General features: G+C 70.2%; 12 protein-coding genes. 5 read left to right on the forward strand and 7 right to left on the reverse strand.

Translation table 11 applies throughout. From position 1 onward, the window contains the following. Positions 1-15 precede the first annotated feature (15 nt). On the forward strand, positions 16-1,476 hold the full coding sequence (locus ABD169_RS01155) for a PucR family transcriptional regulator (protein ID WP_344028243.1): 1,461 nt from the start codon (positions 16-18) through the stop codon (positions 1,474-1,476). A 128-nt stretch (positions 1,477-1,604) separates the two neighbouring features. Here the strand turns inward: ABD169_RS01155 and ABD169_RS01160 are convergent, their stop codons facing one another. From ABD169_RS01160 to ABD169_RS01170, 3 genes are all read right to left on the reverse strand, one after another. Next, positions 1,605-3,011, reverse strand: a complete 1,407-nt coding sequence (locus ABD169_RS01160; RefSeq protein WP_344028247.1) for a purine-cytosine permease family protein — start codon at positions 3,009-3,011, stop codon at positions 1,605-1,607. 300 nt (positions 3,012-3,311) lie between these two features. Then, positions 3,312-5,309: a hydantoinase B/oxoprolinase family protein gene (locus ABD169_RS01165; protein ID WP_344028250.1), complete on the reverse strand. Its 1,998-nt coding sequence runs from the start codon at positions 5,307-5,309 to the stop codon at positions 3,312-3,314. Continuing rightward, on the reverse strand, positions 5,306-7,348 hold the full coding sequence (locus ABD169_RS01170) for a hydantoinase/oxoprolinase family protein (protein ID WP_344028253.1): 2,043 nt from the start codon (positions 7,346-7,348) through the stop codon (positions 5,306-5,308). Before ABD169_RS01170 ends, ABD169_RS01165 begins: the two co-directional genes overlap by 4 nt. A gap of 194 nt (positions 7,349-7,542) precedes the next feature. Between ABD169_RS01170 and ABD169_RS01175 the strand changes: the two genes are divergently transcribed. After that, positions 7,543-8,757 carry a PucR family transcriptional regulator gene (locus ABD169_RS01175; RefSeq protein ID WP_344028256.1) on the forward strand — a complete coding sequence of 405 codons (1,215 nt, stop codon included), beginning with the start codon at positions 7,543-7,545 and terminating at the stop codon, positions 8,755-8,757. A gap of 120 nt (positions 8,758-8,877) precedes the next feature. Here the strand turns inward: ABD169_RS01175 and ABD169_RS01180 are convergent, their stop codons facing one another. The 4 genes from ABD169_RS01180 to ABD169_RS01195 are packed head-to-tail and all read right to left on the reverse strand — an operon-like array spanning position 8,878 to position 11,999. Further along, positions 8,878-9,285 carry an acyl-CoA thioesterase gene (locus tag ABD169_RS01180; RefSeq protein ID WP_046456475.1) on the reverse strand — a complete coding sequence of 136 codons (408 nt, stop codon included), beginning with the start codon at positions 9,283-9,285 and terminating at the stop codon, positions 8,878-8,880. Between the two features lie 54 nt (positions 9,286-9,339). Beyond that, entirely contained in the window at positions 9,340-9,942 is a 603-nt protein-coding gene (locus ABD169_RS01185; protein ID WP_344028259.1) for an ankyrin repeat domain-containing protein, read from the reverse strand. Beyond that, positions 9,939-11,039 (reverse strand): oxamate carbamoyltransferase subunit AllH family protein, encoded by a 1,101-nt coding sequence (locus ABD169_RS01190; protein WP_344028262.1) that lies wholly within the window; start codon positions 11,037-11,039, stop codon positions 9,939-9,941. The genes ABD169_RS01185 and ABD169_RS01190 overlap by 4 nt, the downstream gene beginning before the upstream one ends. A gap of 9 nt (positions 11,040-11,048) precedes the next feature. Then, positions 11,049-11,999 (reverse strand): carbamate kinase, encoded by a 951-nt coding sequence (locus ABD169_RS01195; protein ID WP_344028265.1) that lies wholly within the window; start codon positions 11,997-11,999, stop codon positions 11,049-11,051. A 245-nt stretch (positions 12,000-12,244) separates the two neighbouring features. Here ABD169_RS01195 and fdrA point away from each other — a divergent pair, with 245 nt between their 5' ends. The 3 genes from fdrA to ABD169_RS01210 are packed head-to-tail and all read left to right on the forward strand — an operon-like array spanning position 12,245 to position 16,650. Then, positions 12,245-13,780: an acyl-CoA synthetase FdrA gene (gene fdrA, locus ABD169_RS01200; RefSeq protein WP_344028267.1), complete on the forward strand. Its 1,536-nt coding sequence runs from the start codon at positions 12,245-12,247 to the stop codon at positions 13,778-13,780. Between the two features lie 25 nt (positions 13,781-13,805). Next, complete coding sequence (locus ABD169_RS01205; RefSeq protein WP_344028270.1) at positions 13,806-15,227, forward strand: YlbE family protein; 1,422 nt, start codon at positions 13,806-13,808, stop codon at positions 15,225-15,227. A gap of 37 nt (positions 15,228-15,264) precedes the next feature. After that, on the forward strand, positions 15,265-16,650 hold the full coding sequence (locus ABD169_RS01210) for an APC family permease (RefSeq protein ID WP_344028273.1): 1,386 nt from the start codon (positions 15,265-15,267) through the stop codon (positions 16,648-16,650). Position 16,651: the final 1 nt, after the last annotated feature.

Consider the following 16,651-nt stretch of genomic DNA (forward strand, 5'->3'; position numbering starts at 1 on the left):
GCCGAGACGATGCGAGTGTCCGATCTGATCATCGAGCACAGCCTGCAGCTGCGCCTCGAGACCCCCACCGGCCCGAAGCGGCTCGCGCAGGAGATCACGCGCTGCGCCCCGACCGAGCACCTCGATCCGACCCCGTTCCTCGACCCCAACGTGCTGCTGCTCACCGCCGGGATCGGCATGAACTTCTCGGAGCAGAGCATCTGGGACGGTTACGTCGAACGTCTCGCCCGGGTCCCGGTCGCCGCGCTCGGCTTCGCGGTCGGGATCGCGCACGCGGAGCTCCCCCGCGGTCTCGTCGAGGCGTGCGCGAGCCACGACCTGCCCCTGCTCGAGGTGCCGGCGTCGGTGCCGCTGCTCAAGATCGACCAGTACGTGGAGGGCATGCTCGAGGCTGAGCAGATCGCGCGCTACGACCGGGGATGGTCGCTCGCCGACGAGTGCGCCCGGCTCGCGAGCCGCGGCGCCGAGGTCGCGACCCTGCTCGCGGCGATCTACGCCGCGCTCGAACTGCCCGTCGCCGTCTACGACGCCTTCGACTCGCTGATCGCGCAGTACCCCGAGAGCGTCACCTGGCGCGAGGGGAAGAGCCGGGCGGCCCAGCCCGACGTGCTCGCGATGCCGCTCCCGATGGGGCTCAGCCAGCCCTGCCAGCTGGCGGTGCGCCTCTACGGCTCGGCGTCCGAGATCGAGGCGCTGCTCGCGCCCGTCAGCTCGATCCTCGCCCTCCAGCTGAACCGATCGGTCGCGGTCGACGCGAACAGCCACCACGACATGCAGCGCTTCGTGAACCGGTGCATCGCCTGGTCGGAGGCCACGCGCAGCGACGTCGCCGACGCCTTCCACGAGCTCGGGCTGAGCCGCCGGGCCGAGACCTCGCTCGTCGTCGCGGACCTGCGCGGCGAGCACGCCGCCGCCGCGTGGAAGCTCCGGATCGCGCTCCACGACGCGTTCAACGACGTCCGCGTGACCGAGATCGACGACCGGCTCATCGCCCTCGCCCAGTTCCCCCGGGACGAGCCCCTGCGCTTCACCGAGCGGCTCGAACAGCTGCAGCCGAACCTGCCGCTCGTGTTCCGGCCCCCGACCCGCACCATCGACGAGCTGCGGATCGCGCTCGTGCACGCCCTCGACCTCGTGCGGCACGTGGAGCACCCGGTGACCGCGCCGGCGCTGGGCCTCGGCGCCGTCGTCGCGGCCGCCGCCGGACGCGGCGCGCGCGAGTCCGCGGAGCGGTTCCTCGCCCCGCTCCTGGAGCATGACGAGCAGCGCACCACCGAGCTGCTGCCGACGCTGCGGGTCTGGCTGCGCAACGACGCCCAGCCCTCGCGCACCTGCGAGGAGCTGTTCATCCACCGCAACTCGCTGAGCTACCGGCTGCGTCGTATCGAGCAGCTGCTCGGGCTCCCCCTCGACACCCTCGACGGCAAGGCGACCTGCCTGCTCGCCCTCCGTCTCGTGGATCTCGAGCCGTACTAGGTCGCGCCGGCGCGGACAGCCCGGCGAACGGAAGCGCGAAGCACCCGTCATCCTGCGCGACGGAGGAGTCGCAAGATCCTGCGACTCGTTCCTCGCGCAGGATGACGGGTGCCTGCCGAACGAGGCGATCAGCGCTCGGCGCCCGCCCCCACGACGGCGATGAGGCCGGTGCGGCTCGTCGGCCGCACCCGCCACAGCAGGGCGTAGACCACCGCGGCCGACACCGCCGTGAGGATCGGACCCCACGTGGACCCGACTCCGGCCAGCGCGGGGTCGATCGTGCCGAGCTGGAGCATGACCAGCCCGATCACGGTGCCCACGATCCACGAGATGAGGCCGTTGCTGTTGAAGGCCCGGTAGTGCCGGTCGCCGATCGCGGAGTGCTCCTGGTGCCGTCCGCCGTCGAGCAGCACGTGGGTGAGCGCGATCGCCACCCAGGCGGTCACGAGCACCCCCTGCCAGGCGAGGGCGAGCAGGAGGTACTGCACGATGGGCAGCAGCATCAGCAGGAAGATGATCACCGAGGAGATGAGCACCCAGGCGAGGTTCGGCAGCCGCAGTCGCAGCACCCGCTCGCCGAACGCCCGCAGGTTCGCGGCGCCCAGGTAGTAGTTCGCCGTGTTGATGCGGGTCTGCGAGGCGATGATGACGATGAGGCCGAAGATCCCCATCAGATTCACGATGCCGCCGGCGACGCCGGTCTCCGACACCTCCATGCCGGGGATCGTGAAGGTGAGGAAGATGCCGACGAACGCCGAGAAGCCGTAGGCGAGCACGTAGAACAGCGGTCCGAAGGTGAAGCGCTGGTGGAACTTCACATCCTTGCGCTTGCCGAGGGCGGCGTAGTCCATGGTGAACATCATCATGATCCAGATGCCCATATAGCCGGCGAAGGTCGCGAGCCAGCCGGGACCGCCCGACACGAAGGGCAGCTCGACCTTCGGCGCGTGGGTGAGCCAGGCGTCGCCGAAGCCGTACACGGCGCCCGCCCAGATGACCGCGGCGATCAGGCCGAAGAAGTACAGCGGCATGAGCCAGCCGTTGAGCTTGTCGAGGAAGCGGCGCACGCCGCCGATGATGAGCGGCGTCGAGTAGACGACCACCACGAGGCTCCACAGCCACATCGGGCCGCCGAACGCCGCCATGAGCGCGTAGGCCACGATCGATCCCTCGAACACGGCGTAGTAGATCGCGACGAGGGCGAAGATGATCGTCGCGATCGAGGATCCTGCGGTGCCGAGGATCGTGCGCGAGAACTGCGCGACCGTCGTGCGATTGTTGATGGCGTACTTCGACAGCACGGCGTTGATGGCGCCGTAGACGATGATCGTCAGGACGATGCCGATGATCGCGTTCGCGGTGCCGTAGGCGGCGGCCATGGCGGCGCCGATGTAGACGAAGAAGAATGCGCTCGCGACGCCGTACCAGGCCAGCGCGAGCGAGCCGCGGCTCATCTGATCGTCGTCGTTGCCCTCGCGGGCGAGTGCGTCGGTCGCTTCGACATCGTCGTTGCTCCCGGTGAGGTTCAGGCTCACGGTTCATACCTCCATTGGTATTCGGGTGCGCCGTTTCTGCGCAGGCCGACGCGTCGCTGCGCGGCCGCCGCATCGCGGCAGGATTCTTCGCCGGCGGACCGTGCCGCGTCGAAGTCGGGAGGACGGGACCCTCGGGGCCCGGTCTCGCGCGACACCCTCAATCGTGGGGTGGCGCGAAGCGTGCGAATACTGTGCAGATGCCGGAAGAATTCGGATCATTTCGGGCAACTGCACCGTTCCGGGGAACGGGGTGGGGCCGGGGCCCGGCGCTGAGGGATCGCCGGGCCCCGACGTGCGGGGTCAGGCGCCCCAGTGCGCCGCGGAGCGGCGCTGCATCTGCTCGCGATGCTGGCGCGTGGTCTCGGCGAACAACTCGCCGGTGCCCCAGTCGAGCACGACGCCGTGGCGTCGGATCACGTCGAGCAGGTCGATCTCGCCCGCCCGGTACTGCTGCGCGACGCCCTCCGCGTCGGCTTCGAGCCACTCGGCCCGGTGGGTGCGGATCCAGGATCGCTGGGTCGCGGTCGCCTCGCGGTCGATCTCGTAGCGGTCGAGCTCGGGGTCGACGGGCAGGATCACGACGCCGTAGTCGGCCGAGGCGCGCTCGATCGATACGTAGCCGTCGATGACGTCCTCGAGCACCTCCTCGGGCGTGCGGTGCAGCGGATCGCCGAATCCGCCGCCGCCCGCCGAAGGCCGGTAGAAGGTGTCGCCCGGCTGCACCGGCACCGAGGAGAAGATGGACCCGAGGAACCGCTCGCTGTCGGAGTCCCGGTTGAGCCAGACCCCGTGCGGGATCGACGGCAGGCCGCCCTCGATGCCCCACGTGATCGAGCGGGCGCGGTCGCAGCAGTAGCTCATGACCGAGGCGTCGGCGTCGGTGAGCATGCCGCCCTTCTCGACGCCGCAGCCGCCGCGGAACCGGCCGGGCCCGCCCGAATCGGTGCCGATCTGGTGCATCGTGGTGAGCACGGGCGTCAGGCGCTCCTGCCCCTCGCAGGCCTGCACCGCGAGGCCGACTCCAAACACGGGCGCGGTGGCGCTCGAACCGTCCTTCGAGGAGCGGCCGCCCCAGCCGCCGGCCATCCAGTCGTACCACATGAAGTACGGGTTCTCCTCGCGCCGGGCGTCGCGCCCGCCGACGAGCAGGTACTCGAGGTTGAACGCGCAGGCCATGGCCCGCTCGGGCATGATCTGGGACCAGATCTCGAAGATCCCGTTCATGAGCTTCTCGTACGGGCCCGAGCAGAATCCGGTGACCGCGTAGGGCCAGCCGGCGTTGACGACGGTCCCCTCCGGCCCGATGTCGGCCGTGACGGCGGCGTAGAAGCCGGAGTTGAGCGGCACGTCGGGGAAGAAGGTCTTGGTGCCCGCGTAGATCGCCGAGAAGGTGGTGCCGTAGCCCGAGTTGAGGAACGTGTCGACGACCTCGGCGCTGCCCTCCAGGTCGTAGTGGATCCCCTCGCCGTCCAGGGTCATGACGATCTTCACGGGGACGAGCCCCTCCGGCTTGCCCGGGTCGAGGTCGAGGTAGTCGACGGTCTCCCAGCGTCCGCGCGGGAGCTCCTCGAGGCGGCGGCGCACGGTGCGCTCGACGTAGTCCTGCGTCTCCTGCATCGCGAGCTCGACGGTCTCGGTGCCGTAGCGCTCGACGAGCCGCAGCACCTCGCGCTCGCACACCGCGGTCGCCTCGGACTGCGCGTGCAGGTCGCCGAGCGCCTGCTCGGGGGCGCGGGTGTTGGCGACGAGCAGCTGGGCGACGTCGTGCAGGAACTTGCCCTGCGACCAGACGCGGATCGGCGTGATCCGCAGGCCCTCGCCGAAGTGCTCGGCCGCCGAGACGTCGAAGGAGCCGGGCACCTTGCCGCCGATGTCGGCCCAGTGCCCCTTGTTCTGCGCGTAGGCGATGATCCGCCCCTCCGAGAAGACGGGCCGCACGAACGAGACGTCGTTGAAGTGGGTGCCGCCCCGGTAGGGGTCGTTGATCGCGAAGACGTCGCCCGGGTGGATGTCGTCGCCGAACTCCTCGATCACGGCCTTCGCCTGGAAGTGGAGCGTGCCGACGTGCACCGCGATGTCGCCCGATCCCTGCATGACCGTGTTGCCGTGCTTGTCGCAGAGCGCCGAGGAGAAGTCGCGCGAGTAGATGACGAAGGAGTAGCAGGTGCGCAGGATCTGCTCGCTCATCAGGTCGACGCTCGTCGCGAAGGCGTTCTTCAGCACCTCGAAGGTGACGGGGTCGAGCGCGGTCCGGCGCGCCTCGCCGGCGCGGGTCGCGGGTGCGGTGGTGGTGCTCATCGGGTGACCTCCTCGAGGTGGATGCGGATGTTGAGCCACTCGTCGATCTCGGCGCGGGTGTGCGGCGGGACCACCGTCGTGGAGTCGAGCTGGTTCACGATCGCGGGTCCGCGGAAGGCGGTGCCCGCGGCGAGCGCGTCGCGGTCGTAGACGGGGGTGTCGACCCAGCCGTCGCCGCCGAAGTAGACGGGGCGGCGTTCGGCGGGCGCGCCGGGCGCCTGCGGGACGGGCTCGGTCGGGCGGAACGAGGGCTTCGGGATCTTGCCGACCGCGCCGAGGTGCAGCTGGTAGACCTCGACGGGGGCGTCGTCCTGGCGGAACGCGAACTCGCGCTCGTACTGCTCGTGGAAGGTGCGCACGGCCTGGGCGATCGCGCCGGGGCCGGTACCCATGGGCACCTGCAGCGAGCGCCACTGCCCCTGGTAGCGCATCGAGATCTTGCGCTGCAGGATCGCGTCCTCGCTCGCGACGCCCTCGTGCCGCAGCCGGGCGGAGGCCTCGGTCTCGAGCTCGACGAAGGCCTGCTCGATCCCCTCTTCATCGGCGCCGGACGCGAGGCCCGTATACATCTGGGCGAAGTCGTGCTGGATGTCGACCAGCAGGCATCCCATGGCCGAGGTGACGCCGGGGCTCGGGGGCACGACGACGGTCGGGATCCCGAGCTCGCGGGCGACGTCCGCGCCGTGCAGGGCGCCCGCGCCGCCGAAGGCGAGCAGGGCGAAGTCGCGGGGGTCGTAGCCTCGGCGGATCGAGACGAGGCGGACGGCGTCGGCCATGTTGGCGTTCGCGACCGAGACGATCGCCTGCGCGGCCTCCTCGAGCCCCATGCCGAGCGGCTCGGCGATGACCCGGGCGATCGCCTGCTCGGAGAGCGAGCGGTCGAGCTGCTTCACGCCGCCGGCGAGCGAGGTGCCGAGCCGGCCGAGCACGACGTTCGCGTCGGTGTTGGTCGGCTGGTCGCCGCCCGTGCCGTAGCAGGCGGGCCCGGGATCCGCGCCGGCCGACTGCGGGCCGTTGCGCAGGGAGCCCGCGATGTCGATGTGGGCCAGCGATCCTCCGCCCGCGCCGATGGTGAGCACCTCGATCGAGGGGAAGATGATGGGGTGGCCGTACTCGACCTGCCACTCCTGGGAGACCCGCAGTTCGCCGTCGGCGACGAGCGCGATGTCGGTCGAGGTGCCGCCCATGTCGAGGCTCACCGCGTTGTCGTAGCCGCACTGCTGGGCGATGTGCTTCGCCGAGATCGCGCCGGCGGCGATGCCGGAGGCCGCGAGCCGGACGGGGAACTTCTCGACGAGGCGCGGGGTCATGGATCCGCCGCCCGAGTGGAGCAGCAGCAGGTCGCCGGCGTAGCCGCCGTCGCGGAGCCGGTCGGCGAGGCGGTTCACGTAGCCCGAGACGAGGGGCGCGAGCACGGCGTTCGCGACGGCCGTGTTGAAGCGGGGGTACTCGAAGATCTCGGGCAGCACCTCGGCGGAGGTCGAGACGGTCGCGTCGGGGATCGTCTCCTCGAGGATCTCGCGCATGCGGGTCTCGTGCGCGGCGTTCGCGTAGGAGTTCAGGAAGCAGACGGCGATGGTCTTGACGCCGCGGCGGCGCAGCAGCTCGGCGAGCTCGCGCGCCTCGCCTTCGTCGAGCGGGGTGATGGTGCTGCCGTTGTAGTCGATGCGCTCGGTGACCTCGAAGCGGTCCCGGCGACGGATGTAGGGTTCCGAGACGTCGTTGTAGGCGTCCCAGAGGTCGTCCTTGGTGCCGTCGCGGATCTCGAGCACGTCGCGGAATCCGCGGGTCGTCACGAGCGCGGCGGCCGGGAAGTTGCGGGTGATCAGCGCGTTCGTCGCGACGGTGGTGCCGTGCGAGAAGAGCGCGACGTCGCTCAGGTCGATCTCGCCGCGCTCGACCCCGTTCATCACCGCGATCATCGGATCGCTGGGCGTCGACGGCACCTTGGTCACGCGCATCTGCTGGGTGTCGTCATCGAAGATGCAGACGTCGGTGAACGTCCCTCCGACGTCGACCGCGACACGGACACTGCTCATGGGCTTCCTCCTGAAGTTCGTCATTGAGTTCCGGATGCATCCCACCTTCGTGGGGCGCAGCACCGAGGTCACTGGAGAATGCGCAGCATTCTCGGGGCCCCATTGTGATTTCTCCAAATTCTGGCGAAGATGAGGGGGCGAATCCTCTCGTTCGCACAAACCGTACTTCCGAACCGCACGATCGGAGGCCGAACATGGACGTTCCGGCACCGCCGCCGCTGTCCGAGACCGAGCGCCTGGCGGCCTCCCTCGACATCACCAACGCACTGCTGTCTGCGATCTCGACGACCGACCCGCTGCCCGCGCTGGTCTCCCGCATCAGCGCGCTCTGCCACGGCACCGCGATCGTCTACGACTTCGAGGGGTCGGTCGTCGCGAGCACGGGCGAAGCCCCGATCCAGCTCATCTGGAACGAGATCGCGCAGACCAACCGCCGCGAGCTCGACGTCCCGATCGGGCGCTGGCGGGTGCTCACCCGACGCGTCTCGCTGCGCGACAGCGTGCACGTCATCGCGCTGGCGAGCCGCACCCCCGAGACCCTCGTCCGCCTCGGCGAGATCCTGCTCGATACCTCCGAGCGGCTGCTCGGCGCGGTGCACGGCATCCAGTACGGCGCGAGCCGGCGCGACCGACGCGACAACGAGCAGCTGCTCGCGAGCCTGCACGACGGCGTGCTCCCCGCTCGCGAGCACCGGTTCTGGGCCCGGCTCGCCCAGTTCCGCTTCCCCGCCTACGCATCGGTCCGCGCGCTCGAGCTCGCACCGTTCGACGGCCCCTCGGCGACCGAGGCCCACCTGGACCACCTGGCGCAGCGCGCCCGCGCCGAGGAGCTCCCCCTGCTCGTCATGCTGCGCCGCGCCGACGCCGACGCACCGGCGACGCTCGCCGCGCTGGTGCCCGAGAGCGAAGCGAGCGCACGCTGGATCGACTCGCTCACCCGCACCCTGCTCGTCGGCGCATCTGCGCCGTTCGCGGAGCTGACGCGCGTGGCCGACAGTGCGCGCGAGGCGGAGACCGCGCTCGGCATCGCCCGGCGCTGGGCCGCCTCCGCCGAGGCGCCGTCGTTCCTGGAACCCACGCGCATGGATCGCATCGACCTCGCGACCTGGGCGCTGGCGCACGTCGACCCGCGCCAGCTGGAGCAGCGCACCGTCGCGGCGCTCGACCCGATCCGCTCGCCGCAGCTGCGCGAGACCCTGGCCGTCTACCTGGCCGCCGAGCAGAGCATCGCGCGCACCGCCGAGCAGCTGTTCGTGCATCCGAACACGGTCCGCTACCGGCTGGGACGCATCGAGGCGGCGATCGGGGCGCCCATCGCTTCGGCGTTCGCCGTCACCAATCTCACCCTGGCGCTGCACGCCGACCTCATCGGCCGCCGCGCGTCGGAACCGGCGCCCGCCACGGGCTGATCGTCGCCCCGGCTGAATCTCGTCGGGCTGAATCCCGTCGAGTGGCGGCAATCACGCCCTTCCCGGTTCGATTCGGCTGGTTTGGCGCCGCTCGACGGCGGTCCCGGCCGGCCCGCGCCCCTAGCCGATGCGGGCACGCAGGCGCTCGGTGCCCACCGTCGCCTCGGTCCGGCCGTGCGCGAGCGGCAGCCCCTCACGGTCGACCGCGACGAACACGATCCGCTCGAGCGTCAGCACCTCGGCGCCGGTGACCGCGTTCTCGACGCGGCAGCTCAGGGTGATCGACGTGCGACCGAACGCGAACACCCGGTACTCGAGCTCGAGCAAGTCGCCGCGGTCGGCCCGGGCCGAGAAGTCGATCGCCGACATGTGCCGCGTCACCACGTCGACGGTGCCGAGCTGCGTGACCGCGACGATCGCGGCCTCCTCGTCGACCCACTGCAGCAGGCGCCCGCCGAAGAGCGCGCCGTGCTGGTTGAGATCCTCGGGCTTGACCCACTTGCGCACGACGTGCCGGTACTCGCTCATGCCCTCACCCTACGGGGAGCGTGCCGCGAACGGGGCATGCCGACGGATCCGCCCCTAGGCCCCCGCCACCCGCAGCAGCTCGGCGATCTCGGCGAAGCCGAGCTTCTCGGCGTGCTCGAGCGGCGAGACGCCCCACTGGTCGGTCATGCCGGGGTCGGCTCCCGCGTCGAGCAGGATCTTCACGATCTCCTGCTGCGCTTCGCCGCCGTCGCGCAGGATCACGGCTTCGAGCAGCGGGGTCCATCCGCAGAGGTTCGTGTGGTTGACGTTCATGTCGGGCAGCGTCGCGAGGTAGCGGGTCAGCTCGACGTACCCCTTCTCGGCCGTCGGGTGGATCCCGACCCCGTCGAAGCGGGTCGTCCGCTCGAGGTCGGCTCCCGCCTCGACCGCGCGGCGCGCGACCTCGAGGTCGTCGTTGATGCAGGCCCAGAGCAGCGGGTTCAGCTTGATCCGGTTCTGCGCGTCGATGTCGGCGCCCGCGGCGACGAGGACGTCGAACGCCGCGAAGTTGTGCGCGCGCGCCGCGATCAGCACGGCCGAGGATCGCTGCTGCTCGCTGCTCGCCGTGGCGTCGACGTCGGCGCCCGCGGCGATCGCGGCGCGCACCTCGTCCGCGGTCGCGGTCGCGACGGCCTCGGGCCACTGGGTTTCGGTCATGGAGTACCACCTTCAGAATCGAGGGCCGGGGAACCGGCCCTGAGGATCACGGATTCCGCGGGGCGATCGTGCGCGCAGGGGCGACCGTCCCCGGGAGTCTCGAGCGCCGCGTACGCGTCGACCAGCCCGAACAGGGCGTCGGTGCCCGAGGTCGAACCGATCGCGGCGGCGGAGGCGAACGCCGCACGCGCAGCGGGGTCGCCGAGGAGTACGGCGCGCGCCGCAGCCGCGAGGTCGCTGTGGAACGCGCGCTCGCACGCGGCGAGCAGGAAGTGCCGGCTGACCGCGGTCGTGCGGTCCCGGCCGTCGGCCGATCCGAGGAGCTCTCGGACCGCGACGGCGACGGCCCCGCGGGCGGTTTCGGCGTCGGGGTGGACGGAGAGCACGACGAGCGTTCCGACGAGGTAGTCGTCGCCCGAGGGGGTCAGGCCGATGCCGAGCCCGACGAGCTCGGAGACCGCGCGGCGCAGCTCCGGCGATGCGATGGGCGGGCGGGCGGCGGAGCGGGCCGCGGACGGGGCGGCCCCTCGGATCTCGGCCGCGAGCGCGAGCCCGAAGGCGGAGCGGGCGATGGCGAGACGCGCTCCGACGGCGCGTTCGAACGGGGGCCCGTTCTCCGCGGGGACGAAGGAGCCCGGGCGGGCGGTCTCGGCGAGCAGCCCCGCGACGCTGCGGGGATCGAGCCGGACCCTCGGGCCGGGCGGGTCGATGCTGTAGGGCGGCTCGCCCTCGCCGAACGGATCCCGCCCCGCGAGCGATTCCACGCGGCTGTCGAAGTAGCCGATCCCGCGCAGGTCGACCACGAGGCCTCCCCGACCGCCGATCTCGAGGCCCTCGGCCCGGATGACGACGCGGTCCCCGGCGCGCACCCCCGAGAAGTCGGAGCGGTCGGTGATCAGCGCACCGGGTGCGGGTCGCCCCCCGGCGGCGAGCAGCGTGAACTGCGCCCCGCCGAGTTCCAGATTCACGGCGTGCGCGAACGCCGTCGTGACCTCGGTGGTGCGCGCCTCGGTGCGGGCCGATGCGATCAGGGGTCGCCACGCCTCGTCGGCCAGCACGGCCAGCACGGCCGACGAAGCGAACGGGATCCCGGGCAACGGCGTCGCCTACTTCTTCTTCGCGGCCTTCTCGACCCAGACGATGCCCGCCTCGTGCTGCGCCACGATCTCGGTGCCGATCCGGCGCGCGAGCAGATCGTCGAGGCGGTCGAGCGGGCCGATGAGCACCCGTCCGCCGGCGCGGGCGACGCGGATGGCGGCGTCGATCTTGGGCTGCATCGATCCCTCGGCGAAGCGCATCGCGGCGACGGCGTCGGCTGAAGCGGTCAGGATGTCGCGCTGCTCGGGGGTGCCCCAGTTCTCGCTGACGTAGTCGCCGTCGGTGAGCATGATGAGCGTATCCGCGTGGATCTCGGCGGCGAGCGCGGCGCTCGCCGCGTCCTTGTCGACCACGGCCTGCACGCCGACGCGACGGCCCGAGGACTCCTGCTTCACGGGGACGCCGCCGCCGCCGACGCAGACCACGAGGGTTCCGGTGTCGAGCAGGCGGCTGATGAGCGGGGCCTGCGCGATCGACTGGGGAACGGGCGAGGGCACCACCCGGCGGAACAGGTCGCCGTCCTTGGCGATGGTCCAGCGGTACTCGGCGGCGGCTTCGGCCGCGTCGTGCGCCGAGTACTGCGGGCCGATGAGCTTGGTCGGGCGGTCGAACGCCGGGTCGTTCTCGTCGACCACGGTGGTGGTGAGGATCGCGGCGACCTCGCGGGCGCCGCCCAGCGCGTTGGCGAGCTCCTGCTGCACGACGTAGCCGATCATGCCCTGGGTCTCGGCGCCCAGGATGTCGAGGGGGTAGGCCGCGACGTCTTGGTATGCCAAGTTCTGCAGCGCCAGCAGTCCGACCTGCGGGCCGTTGCCGTGCGTGATGACGACCTCGTTCTCGCCGGCGAACTTCGCGAGGGCGATGCACGCCTCTCGCACGTTCTTGCGCAGGTAGTCGGCGGTCATGGGCTCGCCGCGCTTGGCGAGGGCGTTTCCTCCGAGTGCGACGACAGCGCGCATGGCTTCCTCCTCTTGATGCCGGGAGGGGAGCCTTCCGGGATCTGCGTCCGATCGAATGCCGGCCAGCCTAGCATCACTTCGTATACCAAAACACGACAGTTTTGCCAGGCTTCTGGAATCACCAGTGTTTCCCGCAAAATTTGGCATACCATAAGAGTGCACCGGGTGTCCGAGGCTGAGCTCGTCCCGCGGACGCGCCGAGCCGCGTGCGACCACCCGATCGGACGACACAGGAAAGGAATCCGATGAGCAGGCACATCACTATCCGGAAGAACACCTACCTCGACTCGGTCTCGCTCATGTCGATGAGCACCAAGGCGAACGCCGTCGACGGCGTGACGCAGGCGCTTCTCGGCATGGCGACCCCCATGAACAAGGAGGTGCTCGCGAACCTCGGCGTCGAGGATCCGGCGATCACCGAGGCGAAGCCGAGCGATCTCATGATCGTCGTCGATGCGGCCGACGAGCTCATGGAGGCCGCGATCGTCGCGGTCGACGACATCCTCGCGCGCAAGAACCAGGGTGCGGGCGAGACGGCGGCGATCCGATACCGCACGCTCGACCGCGCCTTCGAGGAGGTCCAGGACACCAACTTCGTGATCATCTCGGTGAACGGCGCCTTCGCGGCCCGCGAGGCGCGCAAGGCGCTGACCGCCGGCAAGCACGTCATGATCTTCTCGGACAACGTCCCCGTCGAGGACGAGCTCGAGCTCAAGCGCTTCGCGCACGAGAAGGGCCTCATCGTCATGGGCCCCGACTGCGGCACCGCCATCATCAACGGCACCGGCCTCGCCTTCGCGAACGCCGTGCGCCGCGGCTCGATCGGCGTCGTCGGCGCGTCGGGCACCGGCAGCCAGGAGGTCTCGGTCCGGATCCACGACTTCGGCGGCGGCATCTCGCAGCTGATCGGCACCGGCGGTCGCGACCTGTCGACCGACATCGGCGGCATCTCGATGATCGACGGCATCCGCGCCCTCGACGCCGACCCCGAGACCCGGGTCATCGTCATCGTCTCGAAGCCGCCGGCCGAGGAGGTCGCCGAGAAGGTGCTCGCCGTCGCGGGCAGCGCGTCGAAGCCCGTCCTCGTCACCTTCCTCGGCTCGGACCGCACCGAGTCGGGCTTCGACAACGTCACCATCGTGCAGGGCACGAAGCCGCTCGCCATCGCGGCCGTCGTCGCGGCCGGCATCGACGAGTCGACCCTCGACACGCACCCGCTCAACCTCCCCCTGATCGAGGAGGTGCGGGCCAAGCTCGCGCCCGAGCAGCGGTACATCCGCGGTCTGTTCTGCGGCGGGACCCTCTGCGACGAGTCGATGTTCGCGGCGATCGAGAAGTTCGACAACGTGTACTCGAACATCCAGCGCGACCCCTCGAAGGTGCTCGGCGCGACCGACGAGTCGAAGGAGCACACCTTCCTCGACATGGGCGACGACGACTTCACCAACGGCCGCCCGCATCCCATGATCGACCCCTCGCTGCGTATCGCGCGCATCGTCGAGGAAGCACGGGACCCCGAGGTCGCGGTCATCGCGATGGACTTCGTGCTCGGCTTCGGCTCGCACGAGGATCCGGTCGGCGTGACCATCGACGCCATCACCGAGGCGAAGTCGATCGCGGCCGCCCGCGGCCAGCACCTCGAGATCCTCGGCTACGTGCTCGGCACCGACCTCGACACCCCCGCGATCGCGGACCAGGTGGCGAAGCTCGAAGCCGCCGGCGTCACGATCGCCTCCTCCTCCACCAACCTGGGCCTGCTGGCCCGCGAGTTCGTCGCCTAATTCACGGCAAGCAAGGAGCACTCGGATGAGCATCAACGATCTGTTCGCAAGCACCCTCAAGCCGGTGAACCTCGGCCTCGACATGTTCGCCGAGGACCTGGCGACGCAGGGCGTCGACACCGTCCTCATGGACTGGACCCCGCCGGGCGGCGGCGACCCCGAGGTCATCTCGGCGCTCGGCCGCCTCGAACGTCCCGAGATCGCCGAGAAGATCGACGCGGCCAACCAGGTCGCGCTCGAGCGGATCCTGTCGTCGCAACCGTTCCTCGAGGGCTTCGGCCAGGCGATCGACACCGTCCCGGGCATGACCAGGAAGACGATCCTGCACGCCGGTCCCCCGATCGAGTTCACCCGCATGTCCGGCCCGATGCAGGGCGCCGTCACCGGCGCGCTCGTGTTCGAGGGCCTCGCGAAGGACGTCGACGAGGCGTTCGAGCTCGCGGCATCGGGCGAGATCGACTTCTCCCCGTGCCACGAGCACCAGTCGGTCGGCTCGATGGCCGGCGTGACGAGCGCGAGCATGTGGGTGCACCGGGTCGTGAACCGCACCCACGGCAACACCGCCTACACCAACCTGTCCGAGCAGCTCTCGAAGATCCTCCGCTTCGGCGCGAACGACCAGTCGGTCATCGATCGCCTGAACTGGATGCGCGACGTGCTCGGCCCGGTGCTCGCGGGCGCCATGGAGCTGAACATCGACGGGATCGACCTTCGCCTCATGCTGTCGCAGGCGCTGCACATGGGCGACGAGGCGCACAACCGCAACGTGGCCGGCACCACCCTGCTGATCCAGGCGCTGGCCCCGTACATCCTCGAGTCGGACTTCACCACGAAGGAGAAGCGCGAGGTCTTCGACTTCGTCGCCTCGTCCGACTACTTCTCCGGCCCGACCTGGATGGTCGCCGCGAAGGCGTCGATGGACGCCGCGAACGGTGTCGAGAACTCGACCGTGGTCACCACGATGGCCCGCAACGGCGTCGACTTCGGCATCCGCGTCTCGGGCACGGGCGGCCAGTGGTTCACCGGGCCGGCGCAGCAGGTCGTGGGGCCGATGTTCGCGGGCTACACCCCGGCGGACTCCGGCCTCGACATGGGCGACTCCGCGATCACCGAGACCTTCGGCATCGGCGGCTTCGCCATGGCGGCGGCCCCGGCGATCGTCGCCCTTGTCGGCGGCACCGTGGACGAGGCCATGGGCTACTCGCGCACCATGAACGCGATCACCACGGGCAACAACCCGAACATCACGATCCCGGCGCTCGACTTCATGGGCGTCCCCTCGGGCATCGACGTGCGCAAGGTCATGGAGACCGGCATCCTGCCGATCATCAACACCGCGATCGCGCACAAGGATCCGGGCATCGGCATGATCGGCGCGGGCATCACCCACCCGCCGGTCGAGGCCTTCCAGCAGGCGCTCGTGGCGCTCGCGAACCGGATCGCCTGACCCCTCCGCACACGCACCACCCAGAGAAAGACCCGCAATGCCCGCAGTCCACACCGACGTCGACGCCCCCGCTCCCCGCACGCTGAAGCGGCAGCTCGGCCTCCCCGCGCTCATCGCCTACGGCCTGACCTCGATGGGCGTGCTGTCCGTCGTCTCCGTCTACGGCCCGGGCACCAAGATCAGCGACGGGCACCTCCCCGCCGCCTACGTGCTCGCGGTCGTCATCATGCTCTTCACCGCCCACAGCTACGGCCGCATGGCGGTGCACGTCCCCATCACCGGAGGCGCGTACGCCTACACGACCCGCGGCTTCGGCCAGGTCACCGGCTTCCTCACCGGCTGGGTCATGCTGCTCGACTACCTGTTCCTGCCGATGGTGAACTTCCTGCTGTTCGGGCTCTACTTCAACAGCCTCTTCACCGGGATCTCGCCCTGGGTGGGCACGCTCATCTGCCTCGTCATCGTCGCGGTGTTCAGCGTCATCGGCGTCGGCTGGATCAAGCGCATGAACTCGGTGATCGTCGTGCTCTCGATCCTCGTCATCATCGCGTTCCTCGCGCTCGCCGTGGTCAACGCACCGCATCTCAGCCTGGCGGCCGTGACGACGCCGCTGTCGATCGGCGAGGGCGGTCTCGGCCCGATCTTCGCCGCAGGCGCGATCGTCGCGTTCGCCTTCCTCGGCTTCGACGGCGTCTCCACACTCGCCGAGGAGACGAAGAACCCGCGCCGCAACATCCCGCGCGGCATCATCCTCTCGACCCTGTTCGCGGGCCTCGGCTACATCGCGTTCACCGTCGCGGGCAGCCTCATCGTGCCCGACTGGACCACGCTCACGAACCTCGACGCCGCGGGCACGGAGCTCATGCAGCGGGCCGGCGGCGACGCGCTCATGGTCGTCTTCGTCATCGTGAACGTCACCGGCATCGTGCTCTGCGGCACCGCCGCGCAGATGAGCGTCAGCCGCGTGATCTTCGCGATGGGCCGCGACGGGATCCTGCCCCCGGCGCTCGCGCGCCTGCACCCGAGGTTCCGGACGCCGGTCATCGCCTCGGGCATCGTGTCGGTCGTGGCGCTCGTCGCGCTGTTCATCACCCTCGACCAGGCCGTCTACATGATCAACTTCGGCGCGCTCATCGCGTTCGCGATGGTCAATCTCGCGACGATCAAGGTGCTGTTCTTCGATCTCAAGCTGCGCAGCGGCTGGGGGTTCGTGCGGCACCTCATCATGCCGGCGATCGGCTTCGTCTCGATCGCCTGGCTGTGGACCTCGCTCGCCTGGTTCACCTACGTGCTCGGCGTCGCCTGGCTCGCGATCGGTGTCGTCGTCTACGTCGTCCGGCGCAAGAAGGCCGGCGGACCGCTGGCGCTCCAGCTCGACGGTGCCGAGACCGAGCAGATGCCGGTCCTCCAGTACCAGGACTGAG

The organism is Leucobacter iarius, from assembly GCF_039530105.1.
Classification (GTDB): domain Bacteria; phylum Actinomycetota; class Actinomycetes; order Actinomycetales; family Microbacteriaceae; genus Leucobacter; species Leucobacter iarius.